This window comes from Saccharibacillus sp. WB 17, from assembly GCF_008634075.2.
GTDB lineage: Bacteria > Bacillota > Bacilli > Paenibacillales > Paenibacillaceae > Saccharibacillus > Saccharibacillus brassicae.
Map to the genome: position 1 here is coordinate 57,036 of NZ_VPFK02000012.1, position 21,674 is coordinate 78,709.

A 21,674-nucleotide genomic window follows, 5' to 3' on the forward strand; every position below is an offset into this window, starting at 1 on the left:
CATAATTGTTCAAACGATAACCTCCTAGGCCGAACGTCGCCTTGCCTTTTGAACCTATTATGTATGTTTTCGCTTGAATTTGTCCACTACTAAGTGAGGTCGCGGCAGTCGCTTGGACGTGCCGCTTACGAAAGGAAGATCCTATTGTCTCCGCGTTCCGCTTTTTCCTATTATATCCTGCTCGGCGTCGTCGTCATGGCGGGGCTGAGCCAGGGCATGCTGCTTCCGCTGCTGTCCATTTTGCTTGAAGAACAGGGGGTGTCCGCTTCGGTCAACGGGCTGAATTCGGCGGCGCTCTATATCGGCTCGTTCGCGATGACGTTGATCGCGGAGCGGCTCGTCGGCGTCGTCGGCTTCAAAAAGCTGCTGATCGGCGGCCTACTCATGGTCATGATCGCCCTGCCGCTGTTTCCGCTCATTCCGGGCATCGGCATCTGGTTCGTCCTGCGCCTGATCGTCGGAGCCGGCGACAGCGCGCTCAACTACGTGGCGCAGCTGTGGGTGCTGCTCGTCACGCCGCCGGAGAAGCGCGGACGCAATCTGTCGCTGTACGGCATGTCGTACGGGATCGGGTTCAGCATCGGGCCGCTCGGTATCGGGCTGGTCGATTACGGCGATTACGTGCCGTTCGTCGGTCTGGCGCTGCTGTTCCTGCTCGTGCTGGTGTTCGTCGTCCGCTTTCTGCCGGAATACCGTCCGGAACGCGAAGCGCAGCATTCGACGGGATTTGCGCGGTTCCCGCGTATCTACCGCTATGCGTGGTTCGCGCTTATTCCCGCTTTTCTGTACGGCTACATGGAAGCTTCGCTGAACGGCAACTTCCCGGTCTACGGGCTGCGCCTCGGCCTGCCCAAAGAAGACATCGCGCTGCTGCTGCTCTGTATCGGCATCGGCGGACTGATCCTGCAGCTTCCGCTCGGCATGCTCAGCGACCGGTTCGGCCGTCGTCCGATCCTGATCGGGGCCGGCATCTGCGGCGGATTGCTGTTTGTGCTCGTCCCGCTGGCCGGAACGAACATCTGGGCCAATATCGCCTTGTTCCTGATTGCCGGCGGTTTGGTCGGCTCGTTCTACTCGCTCGGCATGGCCTATGCGGCCGATCTGCTACCCAAAGGGCTGATCCCGTCGGCCAACGTCGTCGCTTCGTTCCATTTCAGCATCGGCAGCATGGCCGGCCCCGGTATCGGCGGTTACGGCATGCAGCACGCTTCCCCGTTTCTGCTGTTCTGGATCATGGGCGGCGTCTATATGCTGTTCGGCGCGCTCGGGTTCTTTTTCAGAGGAAAGAAGCCGGAAAATATCGAGAAAAAGCCGGCCTGACGTGGCAATAGACAATCGTTTCGGGGTACACTAGAGAAGTGAAGTTTACCAAGTCAGGGGAGTCGGATGTCGAATGATCAAGGTGAGAGGCTTGAGAAAGACCGTAAGCAGCGATAAGATACCGGTACTCAAAGGCATAGACTTCGATCTCGTTCGCGGGGAGTTCGTTGCGATCGTCGGATCGAGCGGAAGCGGCAAAAGCATGCTTTTGCGCTGCCTGGCGCTGAAGGAAAAATGGGACGGCGGCAGCTTCGTCGTGGACGATATCGATATTTTCAAAGCCGGTTGGTCGGGTCGGCGGCGCATTCACAGGGAATGGGCCTATCTCCAGCAAAATCCGGATCTCGATCCGAACCGCACCGCGCTGAAAAACGTACTGATCGGCCAGGTCGGGCAGACGCCCGCCTGGCGCCGCTTTACCGGCATGGTCCGCACCGACGATTACATGGGCGCGATGGACATGATCGAATCGTTCGGGCTGCTGGACAAAGCCAAACTGAAGTCGGGCAGTTTGAGCGGCGGCGAGAAACAGCGGATCGCCACGGCGCGCGCTTTGGCGCACGGCGCGAACGTCCTGCTGGCCGACGAGCCGGTCGTGGGTCTGGACCCGCATACGGCGGACAACGTGCTCGGCATGCTCAAAAATTTGTGCGAGACGCAGGAGACGACTGTCGTCGCCGTACTGCCGATCGAACTGGCCGAGAAGCACGCGCACCGGATCTGGAGCATGGAAGAAGGCAAGATCGTGCTCGATATTCGTGGACGTCGCCTGACGACGGCGGAGAAAAGCCGGCTGTAGCGATCCTGCGGCGCAGCAAACGAAGAACGCCGAACGACGGAAGGAACGGCCCAATCGGAAGAGAGTGAGCAAAAGAATGAAAAAAATATGGTGGAGTGCCGCCTGCGCGGCAGGCCTGCTGTTTTTGTCGGGCTGCAGCGATACGCTGTCGCTGCCGGACCCGACGTCGCTGATCCGGCCTCCGCGCCTGCCGGCGGAAAAAGAAGTGCTCAAAAACGCGATCGACCGCCAGCTTCCGGCCGGCGCGACGGCGATTCGCACCCGCGATTCGGAAGATACGAACGCGGTGCATTATGCCGATCTCGACGGCGACGGATCGCGCGAAGCGATCGTGTTCTACAAACCGGTGGAAAGCGCGAAAAACATCCATCTGATGATTTTGCAAAAGCAGGGCGACACCTGGGTGAACGTGCTCGATATCGAAGGCAAAGGCCCGCTGCTCGACAAGCTGGAGTTCACGGACATTTCCGGCGACGGCTATACGGATATCGTGGTCGGCTACGGCACGGACGGCGAAGATCCGGCGAGCGGGTCAACCGGCATTCTGATGGTCTATTCCTATGCGGGCCAGGCGCTGGAAATTTTGGGCACCAAGCTGGAGCTGCCGTATTCGGATTTCGCGCTGGTCGATATCAACCATGACGACCGGCAGGAACTGGTGCTGGTCAACATGAAGCCGAACGTCGGCACGGAAATCCGCGTGTACCAGTACCAGGGCAGCGATTTCCAGGAGCTGGCTTCGCTTGTCCTGCCGAGCAAGACGCTAACCGGCTATTACAACGTGACGGCGGGCAAAATCGCGCCCGACCGGAATGCACTCGTGCTCGACGTCATGATCGGCGCCGGGTCCTACACGCAGGTCGTCGTGATGAAGAACGGTATCCTGGAGTCGCTGATTAGCGAAGACAAGACGTTCCGCGACGGACTGGTCAAAAGCGAAGACATGAACGGCGACGGCATCATCGAGATTCCGACGCTGAAGACGCCGACCGGATGGAGCGACTTCGAGCACAAGGAAGACATATTGCTGCTGACCGTGTACAGCCAGTGGAACGGCGAAAAAGGCATCACGCCGGTCAGGGAACAGTACCGCGACGCGAACGGCAGATTCACGCTGCCGCCGTTCCCCCAGAAGCTGATCGGCAAAGTGACGCTCAACACCGTATCGATGGTCGACAAATATTTGCAGTTCGTGCGGATCGACGACCAAAGCGGCAAGCGCGAATGGCTCGAAGAAGTCCGGTTCTTCACGCCGATCCAATGGCAGAACGAATCCGAAGACAAAGGCTGGATCAAGCTGTACAGCACGAGCAGCCAGGTGATCGCGTACCGGGTTAATCCGGACGGCGAACTGGCCGCGGCCAATTCCGGCATTCCGACGAACTGACACCAACGCAAGATCCGCGAACAAACCTATAGGCACGAAAGTCCGGGAAGGGGAGTCTTATGAGCAAGGTGCTGATTTTGGAAGACGAAGAATCAATTCGCAGTTTTATCGTGATCAACTTGAAGCGCAACGGCTTCGAGGTGCTTGAAGCGGCGGAAGGCCACGAAGCGCTGCATATTTTGCAGACGGAACCGGGCATCGATATCGCGCTGCTCGACGTCATGGTGCCGGGCATCGACGGCTTCGAAGTGTGCCGCCGTATCCGGGAGACGAACGAGCGTATGGGCATCATTTTCCTGACCGCCAAAGTGCAGGAGCAGGACAAAGTCTACGCGCTGTCCGTCGGCGCCGACGATCACGTCAGCAAGCCGTTTAGCCCGACCGAGCTGATTGCGCGTATTCATTCGCTGCTGCGCCGGGTCAACGTGCACCGGGAGACGGCCGCCAAGGTCACGTTCGATTCGGGACCGTTCAAGCTGGACCTGATCTCCAAGCAGTTCAAGAAAAACGCGCAGGCGATCGAACTGACGCCGACCGAATTTTCGCTGATCCAGTTTTTCCTCGAAAAAGAAAATACGCCGCTCAGCCGGGACGTGCTGCTCGATCACGTCTGGGGCAAAGAATATATGGGCGATCCGAAGATCGTGGACGTCAACATCCGCCGACTGCGCCAAAAAATCGAAGACAATCCGTCGGAACCGGAATATTTGCAGACGGTATGGGGGCACGGCTATAAATGGAAAGGTCAGGGTCAATGATCAAGAAAGGGATCGGCAGACAGATCGTGATGCACTATTTCATCGTCATCTTCCTGGCGCTGATGCTGGTGGAAGTCGTGTTTCTGTTCGCGATCCGGGCCTACTACTACGATACGATCTATAACATGATCTCCAGCCATATCGACGTGACCGTTCGCAGCGCGTTGATCTCGACCAATTCCAGCGACTACAACAAGGAAGAATACCTCGGGCAGATCGTGAGCCTGCTGAAGCTGCCGGAGTCGGAACTGCAAATCCTGAACGGCAAAGGCGAAGTGCAGATCAGTTCTTCGGGATTCGGGGTGGACAAGCCGGTCCAGACGAGCGATATTCCGCAGGCGCTCGCTTCGGGCGGCACCGCGAAATGGATCGGCCGCCAGGCGACGACGGGCGAGCCGGTTATGGCCGTGACGACGACGCTGCAGCAGGGCGGCGGCCAGGTGTATCTGGCCCGCTTCGTCACTTCGATCGAGAAGGTCAATCAGCGCTTGACGGAGATCACGCTCGTCTCGATGGCGATTATCGCGACGATTCTCGTCATCGTGCTGATCGTCAGTATCGGCCTGGCCAACTCGATCGTGCGGCCGATCAATAATATCATCGCCGTGTCGGCGCAGATGGCCAAAGGGCGGTTCGATGTCCGGGTGGAAGGCGATTATCGCTATGAGCTTGGCGAAATGGGCTCCACGCTCAATTACATGGCCGAAGAAATCGTGCGCAGCAACCAGATCAAAGACGATTTCATCTCGTCGATCTCGCACGAGCTGCGTACGCCGCTGACGTCGATCAAAGGCTGGAGCGAGACGCTCGATTCCGGCGGCTACGATCCGGACGAGACGCGGATCGGCATGGGTATCATTTCCAAGGAAACAGAGCGCCTGATCGGGTTGGTCGAAGAACTGCTGGACTTTTCGAAGCTTCAGCAGAATGAGATGAAGCTGACGATGAAGCGCGTCGAACTCCGGGAACTGCTCAAGGAAATCGTGCTGAACGTCTGGGCAAAAGCCGAACTCAAAAAGGTGAAACTGCGCGTGGAATCGGACGGCGACTATTTCCCGGTGTACGGCGATGCCAACCGGCTGAAGCAGGTCTTTTTGAATCTCGTGGACAACGCGGTCAAGTTTTCGCATGAAAGTTCGGTCATCGTGCTGCATTTGTCGATCGAAGACGGATGGGTGCGCGCCGACGTCCGGGACAACGGGATCGGGATCGACGAAGAGAATTTGAACAGGGTCAAAGACCGGTTTTTCCAGGTCAATACGCAGGGCGGGGGTACGGGACTCGGTCTGGCCATCACGCAGCAGCTGGTCGAACTGCACGAGGGCCGGCTCGACATGACGAGCGAACTCGGCGTCGGCACGACGGTCAGCGTCAAGCTGCCGCTGCTGGAAGGCGAGCCGCAGCCGGAAGCGGAACCGGCGGTCCAGCCGGCGCTGCCTGCCGAAACGGAGGAAGGGTAACATGTCGAACAACGAACGTTCGGGGCCGCCCGCAGGCGGCGTGCTCCCGATCATTCGCGAAGCGCGGCGGAGCGACGCGGAGGTGCTGGCCGTCATGCTGCGCGAAGCGGCCGAAGTAATGGTCAGCGCGGGCGTGGAGCAGTGGAAGCCGGAGATGTTTACGACCGAGTCGGTGCTTGACTATTTCGCGCACCGCCGGTTGTTTCTGCTGACGGCGGACGCACAGCCCGCCGGATTGTTCACGCTGCAGAGCAGCGATGAAGCGTATTGGAAAGAGCGCAACGACGAGCGCTATCTGTACCTGCACCGCCTGACGGTCCGCCCGGCCTACAGGGGACTGGATTACGGCGGCGTCATGCTGCGCTACGCCGAGCGGGAAGCCGTCAGGCTCGGCAAGAGGGGGCTGCGCCTGGACTGCGTGGCGCATCTTCCCGCCTTGAACGCTTATTACCGGAGCAGCGGATTCCGGTTCGTAGCCGAGCAGGACCTGCATCGGGAGACGGGCGGACGGTACGTGAATTTGTACGAAAAAGAAGTGCCGAAGCTGCATTGAATCGATCCGCCGCAGCTTTGAACGACTCGGCCCGTTGAATGTCCAAGCGGCCGCAAACGACAAAAAACCGTTCCCGAATGGCTTGCCCAATTCGGGAACGGTTTTTTGGGGATTTGGCGACGCTGCATTTTCGCTTCCGGCATCGGGAACAGGCACATTCCGTTCAGGCCTACCTAGGAGAGACGATGGAGCGCCGCGTTGGAGCCGATCAGGAAGACAGGCCGCCCGCGCGCCGCAGCGCTGCCGGTTCGTACGCTTCCTGCGTGGACAGCACCGGCTGGGACAACGCCGTTTGCGACAGGACGACCGGCTTCGCGTAGACCGTCTCATGCGGGCCGACGATCAGGATGTCATCCGGCGTGCCTTTGATCTCCGCTCCGTCGCGGACGATCGCATTCTCGCCGATGATCGCGTATTCGATCTTCACGTTGCGGCCGATCTGCGCTTCCGGCATGATGACGCTGTCCGCGATCACCGAGCCTTTGCCGATCTGCACGCCGCGGAACAGGACCGAATGCTTGACGCTGCCTTCGTTCACGCATGCTTCGTGCACCATCGAAGAGATCGGCGACGGAGCAAGGGTGCGGCGGAACAAAGCGGGACGGCTCGCTTGGCGGTTCGTATACATCGGCCATTCCGATTTGTTGAGCCGGAATTCGCTGTCTTCGCCGAGCAGGTCCATATGCGCTTCCCACAGGCTGTTGACGGTACCCACGTCTCTCCAGTAGCCCCGGAAAGGGTACGCCTTCAGCGCCGATCCGTCGCTCAGCATAAGCGGCAGCAGGTCTTTGCCGAAATCGTGGCCGGACGTTTCGCTGTGCATGTCGCTCAGCAGATAAGACCGCAGATACGACCATTTGAACAGGTAGATGCCCATCGAAGCGAGGCTGCTCATCGGTTTGGCCGGTTTTTCGTTGAATTCCGTGACGCGCAAAGTGCTGTCGGTCGTCACGATGCCGAAACGATGCGCTTCGCTCAGCGGCACTTCCATGACGGACAGCGTCGCGTCGGCTCCCGAACGCTTATGGTCGGCGAGCATCTCGGCGTAATCCATATGGTAGATATGATCGCCGGACAGGATCAGCACGTGCTCGGGATCCTGTTGATCGATAAAGGCGATATTTTTGGTGATGGCGTCTGCCGTTCCGCGGTACTCGTCGTTGGAAGCGGAAGGAAGCAGGACGATTTCGCCGCTTGGCGAATCGGTTCTCCATGGCGTGCCGTCACCGATATGTTCATGCAGCGATTCGGCGGCGTACTGCGTCAGCACGCCTACCGTGTCGATGCCGGAATTGAGGCAGTTGCTGAGAGGAAAATCGACTATGCGATAATGCCCGCCGAAAGGGACGGCAGGTTTGGCAAGGTTGGAAGTCAACGGTGCGAGTCTACGGCCTTCTCCTCCGGCAAGCAGCATAGCGATACAATCTTTCTTATTCATGTTAATTTCCCTCCCGTGATGTATGTCAACATGATATATAATTAAACGGAAGTACAGCGCTTTGAAACGATGAAAAAAGGAAATGGGTGACATTTTTCAGAAAAACATTTTTTTAGTATCGACTTATTCAGCTCCGTCAAATTCGGGTAATAAACATATTGATGTGTTCAAATTTGAATGACATAGAGTCAACGGCTCAACACCGGGCTTAAGCATCGGACAAGGGAGAGTGAAGGGATGGCCAAGCAATCGGCTGGAGCGCAACCTTTATCGCGGGAAGATATTTATTTATTTCATGAAGGTAATTTTTTTCACAGCTATAGAATGTTCGGCGCCCATCTGACTACGGAGAACGGCACGGAAGGAGTCCGCTTTACCGTCTGGGCTCCCAATGCCGTATCGGTTGGCGTGGCGACGGATCGCAACGATTGGAACGGAAGCGCCGACCCGCTTGAAGCCGTGCCCGAATCCGGCGGCATCTGGAGCGGCTTCATCGAAGGCATGGCGCACGGCGACCTGTACAAATACGCGATTCGCTCGGTCACGGGCGAATCGCTGCTCAAAGCGGACCCGTACGGCGTCTACGCGGAAGTACGTCCGAATACGGCATCGCGCGTCGGATCGATCGAAGGGTATCAGTGGGGCGACCAGTCGTGGCGGCGCAAGCGGCGTTCGCCTTACAATAAGCCGATGAACGTCTACGAGATGCAGCTGGGCACCTGGAAGCAAAAAGACGACGGGACGTTTTATACATACCGGGAATTGGCCGACGTGCTGATCCCCTACGTCAAAGAAATGGGCTATACCCATCTCGAATTCATGCCGCTGACCGAGTACCCTTACGACCTGTCATGGGGATACCAGGCGACGGGATATTTTGCGCCCACGAGCCGCTACGGCGAAGCGAAAGATCTCATGTACCTGATCGACCGCTGCCACCAGGCTGACATCGGCGTGCTGCTCGACTGGGTGCCCGGCCATTTTGCCAAAGACGCGCACGGCCTTCGGCAGTTCGACGGAACGCCGCAGTACGAGTATGCCGATCCGATGCTGGCCGAGAAGCCGGGCTGGGGCACACTGTCGTTCGATTTCGGCAAACCCGAAGTGCAGTCGTTTCTGATCTCCAGCGCCCTGTACTGGATGGACGTGTTCCATTTCGACGGCCTGCGCATCGATGCGGTGACGAGCATGCTGCGCCTCGATTTCGAGAAAAAGCCGCACCAATGGCGTCCCAATGCGGAAGGCGGCGTCGAGAACTTCGATGCGATCGAGTTCCTGCGCAAGTTGAACAAAGCGATCTTCGGCTATTACCCGAACGCGATTATGGCGGCGGAAGAATCCAGCGCCTGGCCGCTCGTGACTTCGCCGGCGCATGAAGGCGGACTCGGCTTCAACTATAAATGGAATATGGGCTGGATGAACGATACGCTCAAGTATGTGGAAGCCGACTTCGGCGAGAGACCGTCCATGCACAATCTGCTGACGTTCCCGCTCGTGTACGCGCATCAGGAGAACTATATGCTGCCGCTGTCGCACGACGAAGTCGTCCACGGCAAAAAATCGCTGCTCGACAAAATGCCGGGTTCCTACGAAGAGAAATTCGCGGGCCTGCGCGTGCTGCTCGGACACCAGATGACGCATCCGGGCAAAAAGCTGCTGTTCATGGGCGGCGAGTTCGGTCAGTTTATCGAATGGCGGGACGAAGAGCCTCTCGACTGGATTCTGCTCGATTATGAAGCGCACCGCCAGATGAAAGATTACACCGCGGCATTGAACCATTTTTATCTGGACGAAAAAGCGCTGTGGGAAATCGATCACGAGTGGGCGGGCTACGACTGGATCAGCGCGTCGGACGAAGGGCAGAGCGTCATCAGCTTTATGCGCAAAGGCAAAAAGCCCGGCGATACGCTGCATATCCTGATCAACTTCCGCCCGGTGTCGTACGACGATTACCGGATTGGGGTAGACAAGCCCGGCGCCTACAAGGAAGTGTTCAACAGCGACGAACTTCGTTTCGGCGGCCGGGGCCTGATTAACGAAGGGCCTCTCCGCGCGGAAAAAGAAACGTGGCACGACCGCGAGTACAATCTGTCGGTGAAGCTGCCGGCGCTCGGCGTCGTCATTCTCAAAAAAAGCGGGCGGGCGTCCGATCTGTTGAAATCGGCGCCGTCCAAAGCGGACAGCGCGGAACCGGCGCCAAAACCGAAAAGAAAAAGCCCAGTCAAAAAAGCAAAAGAACTCGTGACGGAAGCGCTTGACGCCGTCAAATCGGAAAAACCCAAAAAAGAGACGAAAAAAGAGACGAAAAAAGAGACAACACGGAAGGGGAAAACAAAATGAAGCTATTGTTTGCAGCCGCGGAAGCGGCACCATTTATCAAAACGGGAGGATTGGCCGACGTGATCGGAGCGCTGCCCCGCGCACTCAAGCAGGCGGGCGCGGACATCCGCGTCGTGCTTCCCAAATACAAAGGCATCCCCGATGCCTACAAAGAAAAAATGACGCACAAAGGCGAGACGACGGTCAGCCTCGGCTGGCGCGGTCAATACTGCGGCATCGAAGAGTACGACGACGACGGCATTCCGGTCTATTTTATCGATAACGAATTTTATTTCGGACGCGACGGCGTGTACGGCTACGGCGACGACGGCGAACGGTTCGCCTTTTTCAACAAAGCGGTACTCGACATCCTGCCGGAAATCGGCTTCAAGCCGGACGTTATCCACTGCCACGACTGGCATACCGGCATGATTCCGCTGCTGCTGCAGGACACGTACGCGCATGATCCTTTTTACGATAATATCGAGACGGTCTACACGATCCACAATTTGCTGTACCAGGGCGTGTTCCCGTACGCGGTGTTCGGCGAGCTGCTGAGTCTGGACAACCGCCATTTCACGGATGCGGGCGCGGAATACTACGGCAACGTCAACTTCATGAAAGCCGGCATCGTGTATTCGGGCAAAGTAACGACGGTCAGCCCGACTTATGCGGAAGAAATCCGCACTTCGTATTACGGCTACGGCCTCGACGGCCTGCTGTCTTCGATCGGCGACAAGCTGACGGGTATCGTGAACGGTATCGACACGAAGAGCTACAATCCGAATACGGACAAAACGCTCCGGACCCGCTACAAGAGCAGTCTGGCCAAAAAGCGTGAAAACAAAACGGCGCTGCAGACCGAACTCGGACTGCCGGTCAGCGCCAAAACGCCGATGATCGGCATCGTGTCGCGTCTGGTCGAACCGAAAGGCCTCGATCTGGTCGTGCGCGTGCTGGACGAACTGCTGTACGGCGAAGACGTGCAGGTCGTCGTGCTCGGCACCGGCGAACCGGGCTACGAAGACTGGTTCCGCCAGGCGGCTTACCGCCATCCGCAGCAGCTGTCGGTGCAGATCCGCTTCAGCGAAGCGCTGTCGCGCAACATCTACGCCGCCAGCGACCTGTTCCTGATGCCGTCGATGTTCGAGCCGTGCGGCATCAGCCAGCTGCTCGCCATGCGCTACGGCAGCGTTCCGGTCGTACGCGAGACGGGCGGCCTGAACGATACGGTGCACGCCTTCAACGAATATACCGGAGCGGGCAACGGCTTCAGCTTCTCTTCGTACAACGCGCACGACATGCTGAATACAATCCGCCGGGCGCTTGCGTTCTACCGCGAAGAGCCGACGTGGAAAAAGATCGTGCAGAACGGCATGAGCGAAGATTTCAGCTGGTCGTCTTCGGCTAAGGAATACCTGAACATTTACAAGCAGCTGAAAGCGTAAGGCGCAGCACCGGGACTTTCCCGGAAGCCGCGCTAAAAACCGGACGTCCCGCAGAAGGTCACGAAGCGAAAGCTTCCTGATCCGACGCGGAGCGTCCGGTCTTTTTTTGCGTGAAAAGCTTGTCAACATCAGAAAAATCCGGCAAAATGAAGGGGACACACGTTCGCATGAATGCAACCCAAATCGAGGAGGCTATATCATGGAAGTGTTTAACGAATACCTGGACAAAATCGACGATCCGCTGCAAAAGGAACGGCTTGAACATGTGCTGCAGTGGATCGGCGACGAGTTTCCGCAGCTGAGCGCGAAAATAGCGTGGAACCAGCCGATGTTTACCGACCATGAGACGTTTATCGTCGGCTTCAGCACCGCCAAGGCGCATCTGTCCGTCGCTCCGGAAAAAGCGGCGATCGAAACGTTCGGCGAGCGGATTGTCCAGGCCGGTTATACCCATACGCCGCAGCTGTTTCGCATTCCGTGGAAAAGCCCGGTCGATTACGAACTGCTCCGGGACTTGATCGCGTTCAACATCGAAGACAAAGCCGACTGCACGACGTTCTGGCGCGCCTGACGTTCGCCGGAGGACGGTGCGCTGCCGCGCGCCTCGCAGCGCTGCCGTCTATGCCAAGCCGTTCAGAACGGGCTGAAATAGTACAGCAGCATGAACAACGCCGTTTTGACGCCCGTGCCGACCGAACCTCCGTCCACTTTTTTCAACACCGCCAAGACCGATACCACGATAGCCGCCATCGACACGACGAAGAACATGCCGGTTCCCCTCCTTCAGTTTCTGATTGATCCTCATCACTATCTAAGAGGAAATAACCAAAATAAAGGGTTTAAAACGCTTTCTTTTACATATTTCTTGCAAAATTCGGCAGGCTGTCTGCAAAAGAAGACGGGCGACTTGTTTTACATGATTTGCTGCGGCCGTTCGCTCGTCTCGGCCTCGTCGTCGCTGTGCAAATTGCGATACAAAATACGGTAGCCGTAAGGGTCGAGCGGAATCGACAGCCGTCCTTCCGACGTCGGGAAATCTTCGCCGGTCAGCGCGTCGCGCCAGTCGTCCGTCTCCATCGGATGCGACAGCGTGGACGGTTCCCCGGTATTGTTCATCCAGAACGTGAAATGGATCCGGTCGTCGATCCGTTCGTATACGATGCACGGATTGCCGGGATCGGCCATCAGGAAACGGAAGCGTCCGCCGCGCAGCGCCGGGTTGCTTTTGCGCAGTACGATCATTTTGCGGTAAAAGTCGTACAGCTCGCGATCCTGGCGGGAGTGATTCCATTCCATGCATTTGCGGCAGTCCGGGTCGGCTCCGCCTTGCAGCCCGATCTCGTCTCCGTAGAAAATGCACGGTGTGCCCATATACGTGAACAGGAACACGATCGCAAGCTTCAGCTTGCGCTTGTCGCCGCCGAGACGGGTGAGCAGGCGCGGCGTATCGTGGCTGCACAGCATGTTGAACACGACTTCGTTCGTCTGCTGCGGATAACGCATAAGCAGGCTGCCCATATGCCCGGCAAAATGATGGCCGTCCATGCCGCCGCCGAAAAAGGCCAATACTTTATCGGAAAAAGGGTAGTTCATGACCGAATCGAACTGATCGCCCATCAGCCACGACAACGAATCGCTCCATACTTCGCCGACCAGGTACGCGTCCGGCTTGGCGCTTTTGACCACGTCCCGGAACTCGCGCCAAAAGTGGTGGTCGACTTCGTCGGCCACGTCCAGCCGCCAGCCGTCGACGCCGATTTCCTTGATCCAGTATTTGGCGACGCCGAGCAGGTATTTGCGGACTTCCTCGTTGCCGGTATTGAACTTGGGCATATTGGAATAGAAGCCGAACGTGTCGTAGGTCGGGATACCGTCTTTGACTTCAAGCGGGAATTCGTTGACGTGGAACCAGTCGGCGTAAGGCGAATAAGGGCCTTTGGCGACGGCGTCCTGAAAAGGAGGGAATTGGTCGCTGCAGTGGTTGAACACCGCATCCAAAATGACACGGATTCCTCTGGCGTGACAGGCTTCGACCAGCTTTTTCAAAATCGAGCTGTCGCCGAGATGGGGATCGACCGTTTTGTAATCGACCGTATCGTATTTATGATAGGAATTCGCCGTGAACACGGGGGTGAAATAGAGCGCATTGATCCCAAGCTCCACCAAATAGTCGATATGGTCCAGCACGCCCTGCAAATCGCCGCCGAAATGATCGGTCAGCGTCGGCTGCCCGCCCCAGGGAAGCGTGCCCGGCGGATCGTTCGACGGATTGCCGTTGGCGAAACGGTCGGGCATGATCTGGTAGAAAATCGCTTTTTTGGCCCAGTCGGGCGCGGCGAACAAATCGACATGGTGAATGTACGGGAATTCGTAATAGCCGCCGGTCGGCATCGGCATCCCGTCGTGAAACTCATTGTCGGACTTGAACAGCGTCTCGCTGCCCGCGATCAGACGGAACAGGTAAGCGACCCGCTTGAACTTGGGCCGGACGGGACCTTCCCAGTAATCGAAATATTCGTCGCTGGCCGCCTTTTCCAGTTCGACTTCGAAATAGGTGCGGTTCCAGTCGTATTTGTCGCCGGTCAGCGCGGTCACGCGGTCGACGTCGTTCTTTTTGGTGCGAAAACGCAGATGGATCGTGTGCAGGTCGTACGCATACGCCCATTTGTCGCGCGGTACGTGGTACATGGCTTCCCGAAACATGAAATCGCCCCTTTGGTAAAATCGGAGATACGGATAGAACGGCACATGGCGGGCAGCGGATAAGCCGGACGAAGTTACCCAGCAGCATCAAATATGACTGTTATTACCCGGTAAAAGTTTACATTGAAACCAAAAGCCGAGAGAAGGGGTATTCGGTCCGTCATACGGTCCGCGCAACAAAAAACCGTTTCCGGCACAGGCCGGAAACGGTTGAAGACGATCGTCACGCCGAAGGCGCGGGGCGGTACGCCTGCCGGCGGAATTCTTCGCGCACGCGCTCCAGCAATCCGGGAACGGTCAACACGTCGCAGGCGGTAGCGGCCAGCAGCTTGGCGCCGAAGATCATGGCGTCGTAAGCGGCATCCTGCTGCGCCAGGTCGCGGAAACCGATACTGTGCAGCTCATGGCGTTCGGGGACGACTTGAACGTACGGATGGATTGCCGGACAGCGGGTCGAGACGTTGCCGACATCGGCGGAACCGCCGTTCACCGGCTCTTGGATGTCGCCCGGTTCGATGCCGGCTTCGATCAGGTTGCGGGTGAACGTCTCGGACAGTGTCTCGTTCGTGATCAGTTCGTCGTACGAATATTCGTAATTCGACACTTTCAGTTCGCAGCCGGTCTGCAGCGCGGCGCCTTCGGCGATCCGGCGCACTTTCGCGACCAGCTCGTCCGTGTACGGCCGGTCGGCCGAACGGATATAGAACTGCGCCGACGCGTAATCGGGAATGATATTGGCGGCGACGCCTCCGTGATTGACGATGCCGTGAATACGGGCGTCGGTGCGTGTCTGCTGGCGCAGCGCGTTGATCGCGTTGAACAGCTGCAGCACCGCGTCGAGCGCGTTAATGCCGGCTTCGGGGCTGGCGGCGGCGTGGGACGCTTTGCCGTAAAATTCGTACTGGATCGCGTCCATCGCCAGCGCGCTGCCGGACTTCTGGAACGCGTAGTACGGATGCGCCATCAGCGCAAAGTCGCAGTCGTCGAACAGTCCGGCGTCCGCCATCGTGACTTTGGCGCCCCGGGTCTCTTCGGCCGGCGTGCCGTAGACGCGCAGCGTGCCGCCGAGCTGCGCGACGAGGTCTTTGAGCCCGAGCGCGGCGCCCAGGCTCATCGTGCAGATCAGATGGTGTCCGCAGGCGTGGCCGATTTCCGGCAGCGCGTCGTATTCGCACAGCAGCGCGACGGTCGGACCCGGCTTCCCGGAGCGGAACGTGCCGACAAAAGCGGTCCCGATGCCGAGCACCGGCGCTTCGACCTCGAAGCCGTGCGCGGCGAGCGATTGTTTGAGCCTGGCGGACGCTTTGAATTCTTCGTTGCCGAGCTCCGGATTCTGCGCGATATAGACGGCGATCTCTGTGAGCTCCGCGGCATGGCGGTCGATCTCGGCTTCGATCCGCTGCTTATGCGCCTTATTATTCATCAATGAAAAGACTCCCCGCTTCGTTTATTTAGAAGTGAATTTTAGCATGGAAAGCGTATGTTTTCAATGCTGACGCGGCTTTGTAAGAAGTGAAAAAGAAAGAAAAGCAAAAAAAACACGCGACATTTGCTGAATATTGTTGTATAAATATGAATATCATTTTATAATGACTTGTCATTTTACAACAGAGTGGAGAGAGAGCATGCTGAGACTGAAACGGATCATCCCGATGCTGCTGGCTCTGCTGATGCTGACGTTGGCGCTGTATCCCGGCCACGGACAAGCACAAGCGCAGACCGACTCGGGCACGAACGACAAAAAGACGATTATCGTCGGATTGAGCGCGGATTTCGCGCCGTACGAATTCATTATGACGGTCGACGGCAAGAGCAAAATCGTCGGTTCCGACGTCATGATCGCCGAACAGATCGCGGCCGATATGGGCGCGGAACTGCAGCTTGAGAACATGCCGTTCGACAGCCTGCTTCCGGCGCTGCAAAGCGGACGGATCGACATGGTTATCTCCGGCATGACGCCGACCGACGAGCGCAGACAAAACGTCGATTTTTCCGACCTGTATTACATTTCCAAACAGGTCATCCTGACGCGCGCCGAAGATGCCGACCAATACCCGACGATGGCCGAACTCGAAAGCCAACCGATCGGCGTACAGACCGGTTCCATTCAAGAAGAGATCGCGAACGGTATCCCGAATGCCCAGGTCACCGCGGTCAAAAGCATCTCCGACGTCGTCAGCCTGCTGCTGTCCGACCGCGTGAACGCGGCCGTGTTCGAAGGACCGGTCGCGGAAGCGCAGGTCAAGAACCGGGCCGGCCTCGCGATCGCCGAAGCGGTGCCGGAAGACAGCGACACGCCGATGGCAATCGCCGTCGAGAAAGGCAATACCGAACTGCTGGGCGAGATCAATACGACGCTGAAGCGGCTGAACGCCGACAACGCGGTCGAACGTTTTATCCAGGAAGCGAATGAACTGAATTCCGGCGAGAACGCGCCGGGCAACATCTTCTCGTTCTTTTGGAAATATCGCGGCTATTACGCGGACGGCGTCCAGTATACGCTGCTGCTGTCCGCGCTGGGCGTTCTGTTCGGCTTCCTGATCGGCCTGCTGATCGCGCTGCTGCGTTTGTCCGGCGTCAAGATCCTCAAATGGATCGCCGTCGCCTATACCGAAGTGCTGCGCGGCACGCCGATGCTGGTCCAGCTCCTTATTATCCACTTCGGCCTGGCCAGCGCTTTCGATATCAAATTCACGGTGCTCCAGTCCGGTATCATCACCTTGTCGCTGAACAGCTCGGCTTATCTGGCGGAAATTTTCCGCGCGGGCATTCAGGGCGTCGACAAAGGGCAGATGGAAGCGGCCCGTTCCCTTGGGATGCCGCGCGGCCTGGCGATGCGCACCATCATTATCCCGCAGGCGATCAAAAGCGTGCTGCCGGCAATCGGCAACGAATTCGTCGTCATTATCAAGGAATCGTCGATCGTATCGTTTATCGGCGTGGCCGACCTGATGTTCCAGGCCAACGCCGTACGTACGCTGACGTATTCCGGCCTGTATCCGCTCGTGATCGCGGCCTGTATCTACCTGATCATGACGCTTATTCTGTCGAAGCTGTTGAATGTATTGGAACGGAGGTTGAGTGCCGGTGATATCCGCTAAAAATTTGCAAAAGTCTTTCGGTAAAAACCAGGTTCTCAAAGGGATCGATACCGAAATCAAGCAGGGCGAAGTCGTCGTCGTGATCGGGCCGAGCGGCTCGGGCAAAAGCACGTTCCTGCGCTGCCTGAACCGTCTCGAAGAAGTGACGGGCGGAGAGATTCTGTTCGAAGGCAAACCGATTACGGACAAAAAGCACAACATCGACAAAACCCGCGAGAAAATGGGCATGGTGTTCCAGCAGTTCAATCTGTTCCCGCACAAGACCGTGCTGGACAATATTACGCTGGCTCCGACCAAGCTGCTCGGCTTGTCCAAAGCCGAAGCCGACCAGCGCGCCGAGTCGCTGCTGCAGTCGGTCGGCCTGGAAGACAAGAAGAACGCCTATCCGGCGCAGCTGTCGGGTGGCCAGAAGCAGCGGATCGCTATCGTGCGGGCGCTTGCGATGCAGCCCCACGTGATGCTGTTCGACGAACCGACGTCGGCGCTTGACCCCGAGATGGTCGGCGAAGTGCTGGACGTCATGAAGAAGCTGGCCGAAGACGGCATGACGATGGTCATCGTCACGCACGAAATGGGCTTCGCCCGCGAAGTCGGCGACCGCATCCTGTTCATGGACGGCGGCGTAATCGTCGAAGAAGGCACGCCGGAAGAAGTGTTCGGCGCTCCGAAAAACGCGCGGACGCAAGATTTTTTGAGTAAAGTGTTATAAGGGAAGCTATGTAAGCGAATAGTAAAGGTAAGCCCTGGCCCGGACTCTGGAGTCCGGGCTTTTCGTGATGCTTGTCATAGCGATCACGGCCTGCACGAGGCATCATGGACAGGATATGCGTAGTCAAGCAATCCGGGGGAGGACATGATGGCGATAGTTATTTCCAATCGGCGTACGGCGGAAGGGATTTACGTGATGCACGCGGAAGGACGGTTCGAAGCGCGGCCGGGGCAATTTTTTATGGTGCGAGGGTGGGGCGGGTATCCGCTGCTCTCGCGTCCGCTCAGCGTGTACGATCAAGACGAGACCGGAGTCAAGTTTCTATATAAAGTGGCAGGGGAAGGGACGGCCCTGCTGTCGCGGCTGAGACCGGGCGATGACGTGGCGCTGCTCGGTCCGCTCGGGAACGGCTTCCCGCTTGCGCAGGCGCAGGGCCGCGTCGCGCTCGTCGGCGGAGGGATCGGCATCGCGCCGCTGTATTACGCGGCGAGGCATCTGGAGTGCGCCGATCTGTACTTGGGATTCAGCGAAGAAGCGTACGAAGAACGCGAATTCCGCGCGCTCGGCCATCCCGTCGAGATCAACCTCGGCGGCATCGTGCTGGATACGGTCGACTTCGACGCCTACGATACCGTATGGGTATGCGGACCGGAACCGATGCTGCGCGCCGCCCAGATCAAAAGCGGCTTGTCTTCGGGGCGGGCCGACGTGTATCTGTCGCTGGAGAACCGCATGGCCTGCGGCGTCGGAGCCTGCCTCGTATGCAGCGTGAGCAGCCCCGGCGGGCGCCGGAAAGCGTGCGTCGACGGGCCGGTCTTCCGGGCCGGAGAGGTGGTGCTGGCATGAGCGAGACGATGCGCAGCGTCGACCTTGCCCGTATGGCCGGAGGGCAGGCCGGGACGCCTGAAACAAGGCCCGATACCGTTTGCCGGATCGGGGAAGTCGCGTTCAAAAATCCGGTCGTCATGGCTTCGGGCACGTTCGGCTTCGGCCGGGAATACGGCAGCTTCTACGATCTGAGCCGACTCGGCGGCATTTGCGGCAAAGGTCTCACGCTGCATCCGCGCCCGGGCAATTCCGGTATCCGCGTATACGAGACGCCGTCGGGCATGCTGAACAGCGTGGGGCTCGAAAATCCGGGCATCCCGGCCTTTTTGGACCAGGAATGTCCGTTCTGGGAGACGCTCGGCACGGTGCGCATCGTCAATCTGGGCGGCGGCACGGTGCAGGAATACGCCGAAGGCGCGCGTCTGATCGACGCGGACGCCGGGATCCGGGAGCGGGAAGGCCGCCGCGCCGTCGATCTGATCGAACTGAACATTTCGTGCCCGAACGTCAAGGCAGGCGGCATCGCGTACGGAGTCCGGACGGACGCGGCGCGTGAAGTCGTGCGGGAAGTGCGCGCCGCTACCGGACTTCCGCTCATGGTGAAGCTGTCGCCCGGCGCCGAAGACCTCGTCGGCATGGCGCAGATGTGCGAAGAAGAAGGCGCGGACGCGGTGTCGCTGATCAATACCGTGCCGGGCATGAAGATCGACGTGCGCAGGCGCCGCAGCGTGTTCGACAATCTGTACGCCGGCTTGTCCGGCCCTGCCGTCAAACCGATCGCGCTGCGCATGGTGCATCAGGTGTGCCGGAACGTGAACCTGCCCGTCGTCGGCATGGGCGGCATCTCAAGCGCGGAAGACGTGCTCGAATTCATCATGGCCGGCGCCGAAGCGGTGCAGGTCGGCACGTACAATTTCGTCAACGTTCAGGCCGGGGCGGAACTTGCCGCGGGCGTCGAACGGTTCATGGTCGCGGAAGGCATTCGCAGCCTGAGCGAGATCCGGGGCATACTGTGAAAAACATGCAGACATGGGGAGGTCAAGCCGGCATGGCACGCACCTACACGTATCATTCGGACGCCGCGGAAAAAGAGATCGGAGTCGAGCGCCGGGACGTCGGCCGGGACACGCTGCTTATCGTGACCGGCGGCGCCGCGCATATCGGAGCGGTCTCGACGGCTTATATGGAACGCGGCGAAGTCCGGGTGCAGACGTGCGTCGTTCCCGGGCACCGGGAACAGGTGCTCAGCGAACCTGCCGCCCGCCGCGCGGCCCTGCTGCTGCGCCGCACGGTGACGGTCGCCATGGGCATTCATTACGACGGGCTTACCCGGGCGCAGATCGACGAGATCTCGGCGGTCGTGCAACGCAAAATCGGAGAGCGGCTCGAAGAACCGAAAAATTAATTTAAAAATTTTGGCGCGGGATGAAACCGATTTTGTTAGCCTTCGTAATAGATAAGGGTAATGGTTGAAACAGCAGCGAACACTACATTCAAGGAGGCAACCCGAATGTCCGTTTTCAAAAGATTAAGAGATCTCACGTTGTCCAATGTGTATGCCATGATCGAGAAGGCCGAAGATCCGGTCAAATTGACCGATCAGTACATCCGCGACATGCAGGAAGATCTGGCCGACGCGGAGAAAGCGGTAGCCGCCCAGATCGCAATCGAGAAGAAGTTCAAGCAGCTGTACGAAGAGCAGTCCGAGCTGGTGAACCGCCGCACGGAACAGGCGCATATGGCCGCTCAGGCGCAGAACGTCGACCTGGCCCGCCGCGCGCTCGAAGAGAAAAATGCGGCCGAGCAGAAGATGACCGAATACAAGAACAGTTTCGATCAGAACAAAGCGGCCGCCGACAACCTGCGCGGCAAGCTTGAAGAAATGCGCAAGCAGCTGACCGAAATGAAAAATAAGCGCGATACGCTGGTCGCCCGCTACAGCGCGGCCAAAGCGCAAACGGAAATCAACAAAACGATGTCCGGCTTCAACTCCGACAGCGCGACTTCCGGCCTGAAGCGGATGGAAGACAAGATGCTCAATATGGAAGCGCAGGCCGAAGCGAGCAACGAAATGTCGTCCAAAGGCAAATCGCTCGACGACGAATTTGCCGAACTCGGCAAGAATAGTGCAGTAGACAGTGAGCTGGCGGCACTTATGAAGCAGTACGAGAAGAAAGAATAACACCCGCAATCATACAAGGCTCGAAGCGCCGGCAAGGCGGACGAAGCCTGGCGAAGGGGAACGCGCGTACGCGGCGGCTCCCTTCGCTTTTTCATGGTTTGAGGTCCCCGGCTTTTTCCACAGCAACAGACCTACATAATCGACGGTGCAAGGAGGACGGAAAGTGGAATTTTCGGATTTGGCAAGACTTGCGGTATGGACGCTTTCCGGAGCGGTGCTGCTGACCCTGTTGATGGTCATCGATTCGTTGTTTACGAAATACAAAGATTTTCAGGAATTGAAACGAGGCAACCTGGCGGTGACGATCCGTCTGGTGATGAAGATTTTCGCGCAGGCGCTTATTTTGAAATACGTGCTGGAAGGTTCTTCAAGCATCGTGAGCGCGTGGATCGTGTCGTTCATTACGTTCGTTATCCTGCTTGCGCTGGAGAGCGCGGTCGAATTCGTGCTGCGCAAATGGGGCGGGCTGAACCTCGACGAAGGCACGGAACGCGGCAACGTGGCGCACGGTTTGTTTGCGGGCACGCTGCACGTGATCGGGGCGATGATCATTACGGCGGCGTTGTCCATCTGATTGCATGGCAAGACATTTTGCGAAAAAGGGAGCATCGGCATAACGCCGCTGCTCCCTTTTTTGTTATGCCGCCGCCTGCGCACGCCGCTTGCGGT

The 21,674-nt window shown here is 58.2% G+C and carries 20 protein-coding genes; 16 read left to right on the forward strand and 4 right to left on the reverse strand.

The window, feature by feature from the left end:
• Positions 1-144: 144 nt before the first annotated feature.
• From FTE24_RS04310 to FTE24_RS04335, 6 genes are all read left to right on the forward strand, one after another.
• Positions 145-1,320, forward strand: a complete 1,176-nt coding sequence (locus FTE24_RS04310; protein WP_237401628.1) for an MFS transporter — start codon at positions 145-147, stop codon at positions 1,318-1,320.
• 73 nt (positions 1,321-1,393) lie between these two features.
• Complete coding sequence (locus FTE24_RS04315) at positions 1,394-2,119, forward strand: phosphonate ABC transporter ATP-binding protein (protein ID WP_150229269.1); 726 nt, start codon at positions 1,394-1,396, stop codon at positions 2,117-2,119.
• A 76-nt stretch (positions 2,120-2,195) separates the two neighbouring features.
• Complete coding sequence (locus tag FTE24_RS04320) at positions 2,196-3,506, forward strand: hypothetical protein (RefSeq protein WP_150229267.1); 1,311 nt, start codon at positions 2,196-2,198, stop codon at positions 3,504-3,506.
• A 59-nt stretch (positions 3,507-3,565) separates the two neighbouring features.
• The gene (locus tag FTE24_RS04325) at positions 3,566-4,264 is read left to right on the forward strand and encodes a response regulator transcription factor (protein ID WP_141449931.1); all 699 of its coding nucleotides are present in this window, start codon (positions 3,566-3,568) and stop codon (positions 4,262-4,264) included.
• Positions 4,261-5,724: a sensor histidine kinase gene (locus tag FTE24_RS04330; RefSeq protein WP_150229265.1), complete on the forward strand. Its 1,464-nt coding sequence runs from the start codon at positions 4,261-4,263 to the stop codon at positions 5,722-5,724. The genes FTE24_RS04325 and FTE24_RS04330 overlap by 4 nt, the downstream gene beginning before the upstream one ends.
• A gap of 1 nt (position 5,725) precedes the next feature.
• Positions 5,726-6,277 carry a GNAT family N-acetyltransferase gene (locus FTE24_RS04335; protein ID WP_150229263.1) on the forward strand — a complete coding sequence of 184 codons (552 nt, stop codon included), beginning with the start codon at positions 5,726-5,728 and terminating at the stop codon, positions 6,275-6,277.
• 208 nt (positions 6,278-6,485) lie between these two features.
• Here FTE24_RS04335 and FTE24_RS04340 read toward each other — a convergent pair whose 3' ends face one another.
• A complete protein-coding gene (locus FTE24_RS04340; protein ID WP_150229261.1) occupies positions 6,486-7,715 on the reverse strand; it encodes a glucose-1-phosphate adenylyltransferase in 1,230 nt (409 codons plus the stop codon).
• Positions 7,716-7,952: 237 nt separating this feature from the next.
• On the opposite strand from FTE24_RS04340, the gene glgB reads away from it, so the two are divergent.
• From glgB to FTE24_RS04355, 3 genes are all read left to right on the forward strand, one after another.
• A complete protein-coding gene (gene glgB / locus FTE24_RS04345; protein ID WP_150229259.1) occupies positions 7,953-10,055 on the forward strand; it encodes a 1,4-alpha-glucan branching protein GlgB in 2,103 nt (700 codons plus the stop codon).
• Positions 10,052-11,482 (forward strand): glycogen synthase GlgA, encoded by a 1,431-nt coding sequence (glgA, locus tag FTE24_RS04350; RefSeq protein ID WP_150229257.1) that lies wholly within the window; start codon positions 10,052-10,054, stop codon positions 11,480-11,482. Before glgB ends, glgA begins: the two co-directional genes overlap by 4 nt.
• A 199-nt stretch (positions 11,483-11,681) precedes the next feature.
• Entirely contained in the window at positions 11,682-12,053 is a 372-nt protein-coding gene (locus FTE24_RS04355; RefSeq protein WP_150229256.1) for an iron chaperone, read from the forward strand.
• 62 nt (positions 12,054-12,115) lie between these two features.
• On the opposite strand, the gene FTE24_RS23440 is transcribed toward FTE24_RS04355, so the two are convergent.
• The 3 genes from FTE24_RS23440 to FTE24_RS04365 form a co-directional block, all read right to left on the reverse strand.
• The gene (locus tag FTE24_RS23440) at positions 12,116-12,250 is read right to left on the reverse strand and encodes a hypothetical protein (protein WP_272915052.1); all 135 of its coding nucleotides are present in this window, start codon (positions 12,248-12,250) and stop codon (positions 12,116-12,118) included.
• 144 nt (positions 12,251-12,394) lie between these two features.
• The gene (locus FTE24_RS04360; protein WP_150229254.1) at positions 12,395-14,185 is read right to left on the reverse strand and encodes an alpha-glycosidase; all 1,791 of its coding nucleotides are present in this window, start codon (positions 14,183-14,185) and stop codon (positions 12,395-12,397) included.
• 223 nt (positions 14,186-14,408) lie between these two features.
• Entirely contained in the window at positions 14,409-15,608 is a 1,200-nt protein-coding gene (locus FTE24_RS04365) for a M20 family metallopeptidase (RefSeq protein ID WP_150229252.1), read from the reverse strand.
• A 202-nt stretch (positions 15,609-15,810) separates the two neighbouring features.
• On the opposite strand from FTE24_RS04365, the gene FTE24_RS04370 reads away from it, so the two are divergent.
• The 7 genes from FTE24_RS04370 to FTE24_RS04400 all read left to right on the forward strand — a co-directional run bounded on the left by FTE24_RS04370 (position 15,811) and on the right by FTE24_RS04400 (position 21,579).
• Positions 15,811-17,286 (forward strand): ABC transporter substrate-binding protein/permease, encoded by a 1,476-nt coding sequence (locus tag FTE24_RS04370; RefSeq protein ID WP_150229250.1) that lies wholly within the window; start codon positions 15,811-15,813, stop codon positions 17,284-17,286.
• Entirely contained in the window at positions 17,273-17,995 is a 723-nt protein-coding gene (locus FTE24_RS04375; RefSeq protein ID WP_150229248.1) for an ATP-binding cassette domain-containing protein, read from the forward strand. Before FTE24_RS04370 ends, FTE24_RS04375 begins: the two co-directional genes overlap by 14 nt.
• A gap of 147 nt (positions 17,996-18,142) precedes the next feature.
• On the forward strand, positions 18,143-18,841 hold the full coding sequence (locus tag FTE24_RS04380) for a dihydroorotate dehydrogenase electron transfer subunit (RefSeq protein WP_150230657.1): 699 nt from the start codon (positions 18,143-18,145) through the stop codon (positions 18,839-18,841).
• 32 nt (positions 18,842-18,873) lie between these two features.
• On the forward strand, positions 18,874-19,839 hold the full coding sequence (locus FTE24_RS04385; RefSeq protein WP_150230655.1) for a dihydroorotate dehydrogenase: 966 nt from the start codon (positions 18,874-18,876) through the stop codon (positions 19,837-19,839).
• 32 nt (positions 19,840-19,871) lie between these two features.
• Positions 19,872-20,228 carry a prenylated flavin chaperone LpdD gene (locus FTE24_RS04390; protein ID WP_150229246.1) on the forward strand — a complete coding sequence of 119 codons (357 nt, stop codon included), beginning with the start codon at positions 19,872-19,874 and terminating at the stop codon, positions 20,226-20,228.
• A 105-nt stretch (positions 20,229-20,333) separates the two neighbouring features.
• On the forward strand, positions 20,334-21,005 hold the full coding sequence (locus FTE24_RS04395; protein WP_141449919.1) for a PspA/IM30 family protein: 672 nt from the start codon (positions 20,334-20,336) through the stop codon (positions 21,003-21,005).
• A gap of 163 nt (positions 21,006-21,168) precedes the next feature.
• Positions 21,169-21,579 (forward strand): DUF350 domain-containing protein, encoded by a 411-nt coding sequence (locus FTE24_RS04400; RefSeq protein WP_141449918.1) that lies wholly within the window; start codon positions 21,169-21,171, stop codon positions 21,577-21,579.
• Positions 21,580-21,674: the final 95 nt, after the last annotated feature.

What these genes read in the sequence shown, in the direction of transcription:
- FTE24_RS04315 (WP_150229269.1), top strand. Translation starts at nt 1,394, where the DNA reads ATGATCAAGGTGAGAGGCTTGAGAAAGACCGTAAGCAGCGATAAGATA.
- FTE24_RS04320 (WP_150229267.1), top strand. Translation starts at nt 2,196, where the DNA reads ATGAAAAAAATATGGTGGAGTGCCGCCTGCGCGGCAGGCCTGCTGTTT.
- FTE24_RS04325 (WP_141449931.1), top strand. Translation starts at nt 3,566, where the DNA reads ATGAGCAAGGTGCTGATTTTGGAAGACGAAGAATCAATTCGCAGTTTT.
- FTE24_RS04330 (WP_150229265.1), top strand. Translation starts at nt 4,261, where the DNA reads ATGATCAAGAAAGGGATCGGCAGACAGATCGTGATGCACTATTTCATC.
- FTE24_RS04335 (WP_150229263.1), top strand. Translation starts at nt 5,726, where the DNA reads ATGTCGAACAACGAACGTTCGGGGCCGCCCGCAGGCGGCGTGCTCCCG.
- FTE24_RS04340 (WP_150229261.1), bottom strand. Translation starts at nt 7,715, where the DNA reads ATGAATAAGAAAGATTGTATCGCTATGCTGCTTGCCGGAGGAGAAGGC.
- glgB (WP_150229259.1), top strand. Translation starts at nt 7,953, where the DNA reads ATGGCCAAGCAATCGGCTGGAGCGCAACCTTTATCGCGGGAAGATATT.
- glgA (WP_150229257.1), top strand. Translation starts at nt 10,052, where the DNA reads ATGAAGCTATTGTTTGCAGCCGCGGAAGCGGCACCATTTATCAAAACG.
- FTE24_RS04355 (WP_150229256.1), top strand. Translation starts at nt 11,682, where the DNA reads ATGGAAGTGTTTAACGAATACCTGGACAAAATCGACGATCCGCTGCAA.
- FTE24_RS23440 (WP_272915052.1), bottom strand. Translation starts at nt 12,250, where the DNA reads ATGTTCTTCGTCGTGTCGATGGCGGCTATCGTGGTATCGGTCTTGGCG.
- FTE24_RS04360 (WP_150229254.1), bottom strand. Translation starts at nt 14,185, where the DNA reads ATGTTTCGGGAAGCCATGTACCACGTACCGCGCGACAAATGGGCGTAT.
- FTE24_RS04365 (WP_150229252.1), bottom strand. Translation starts at nt 15,608, where the DNA reads ATGAATAATAAGGCGCATAAGCAGCGGATCGAAGCCGAGATCGACCGC.
- FTE24_RS04370 (WP_150229250.1), top strand. Translation starts at nt 15,811, where the DNA reads ATGCTGAGACTGAAACGGATCATCCCGATGCTGCTGGCTCTGCTGATG.
- FTE24_RS04380 (WP_150230657.1), top strand. Translation starts at nt 18,143, where the DNA reads ATGGCGATAGTTATTTCCAATCGGCGTACGGCGGAAGGGATTTACGTG.
- FTE24_RS04385 (WP_150230655.1), top strand. Translation starts at nt 18,874, where the DNA reads ATGGCCGGAGGGCAGGCCGGGACGCCTGAAACAAGGCCCGATACCGTT.
- FTE24_RS04390 (WP_150229246.1), top strand. Translation starts at nt 19,872, where the DNA reads ATGGCACGCACCTACACGTATCATTCGGACGCCGCGGAAAAAGAGATC.
- FTE24_RS04395 (WP_141449919.1), top strand. Translation starts at nt 20,334, where the DNA reads ATGTCCGTTTTCAAAAGATTAAGAGATCTCACGTTGTCCAATGTGTAT.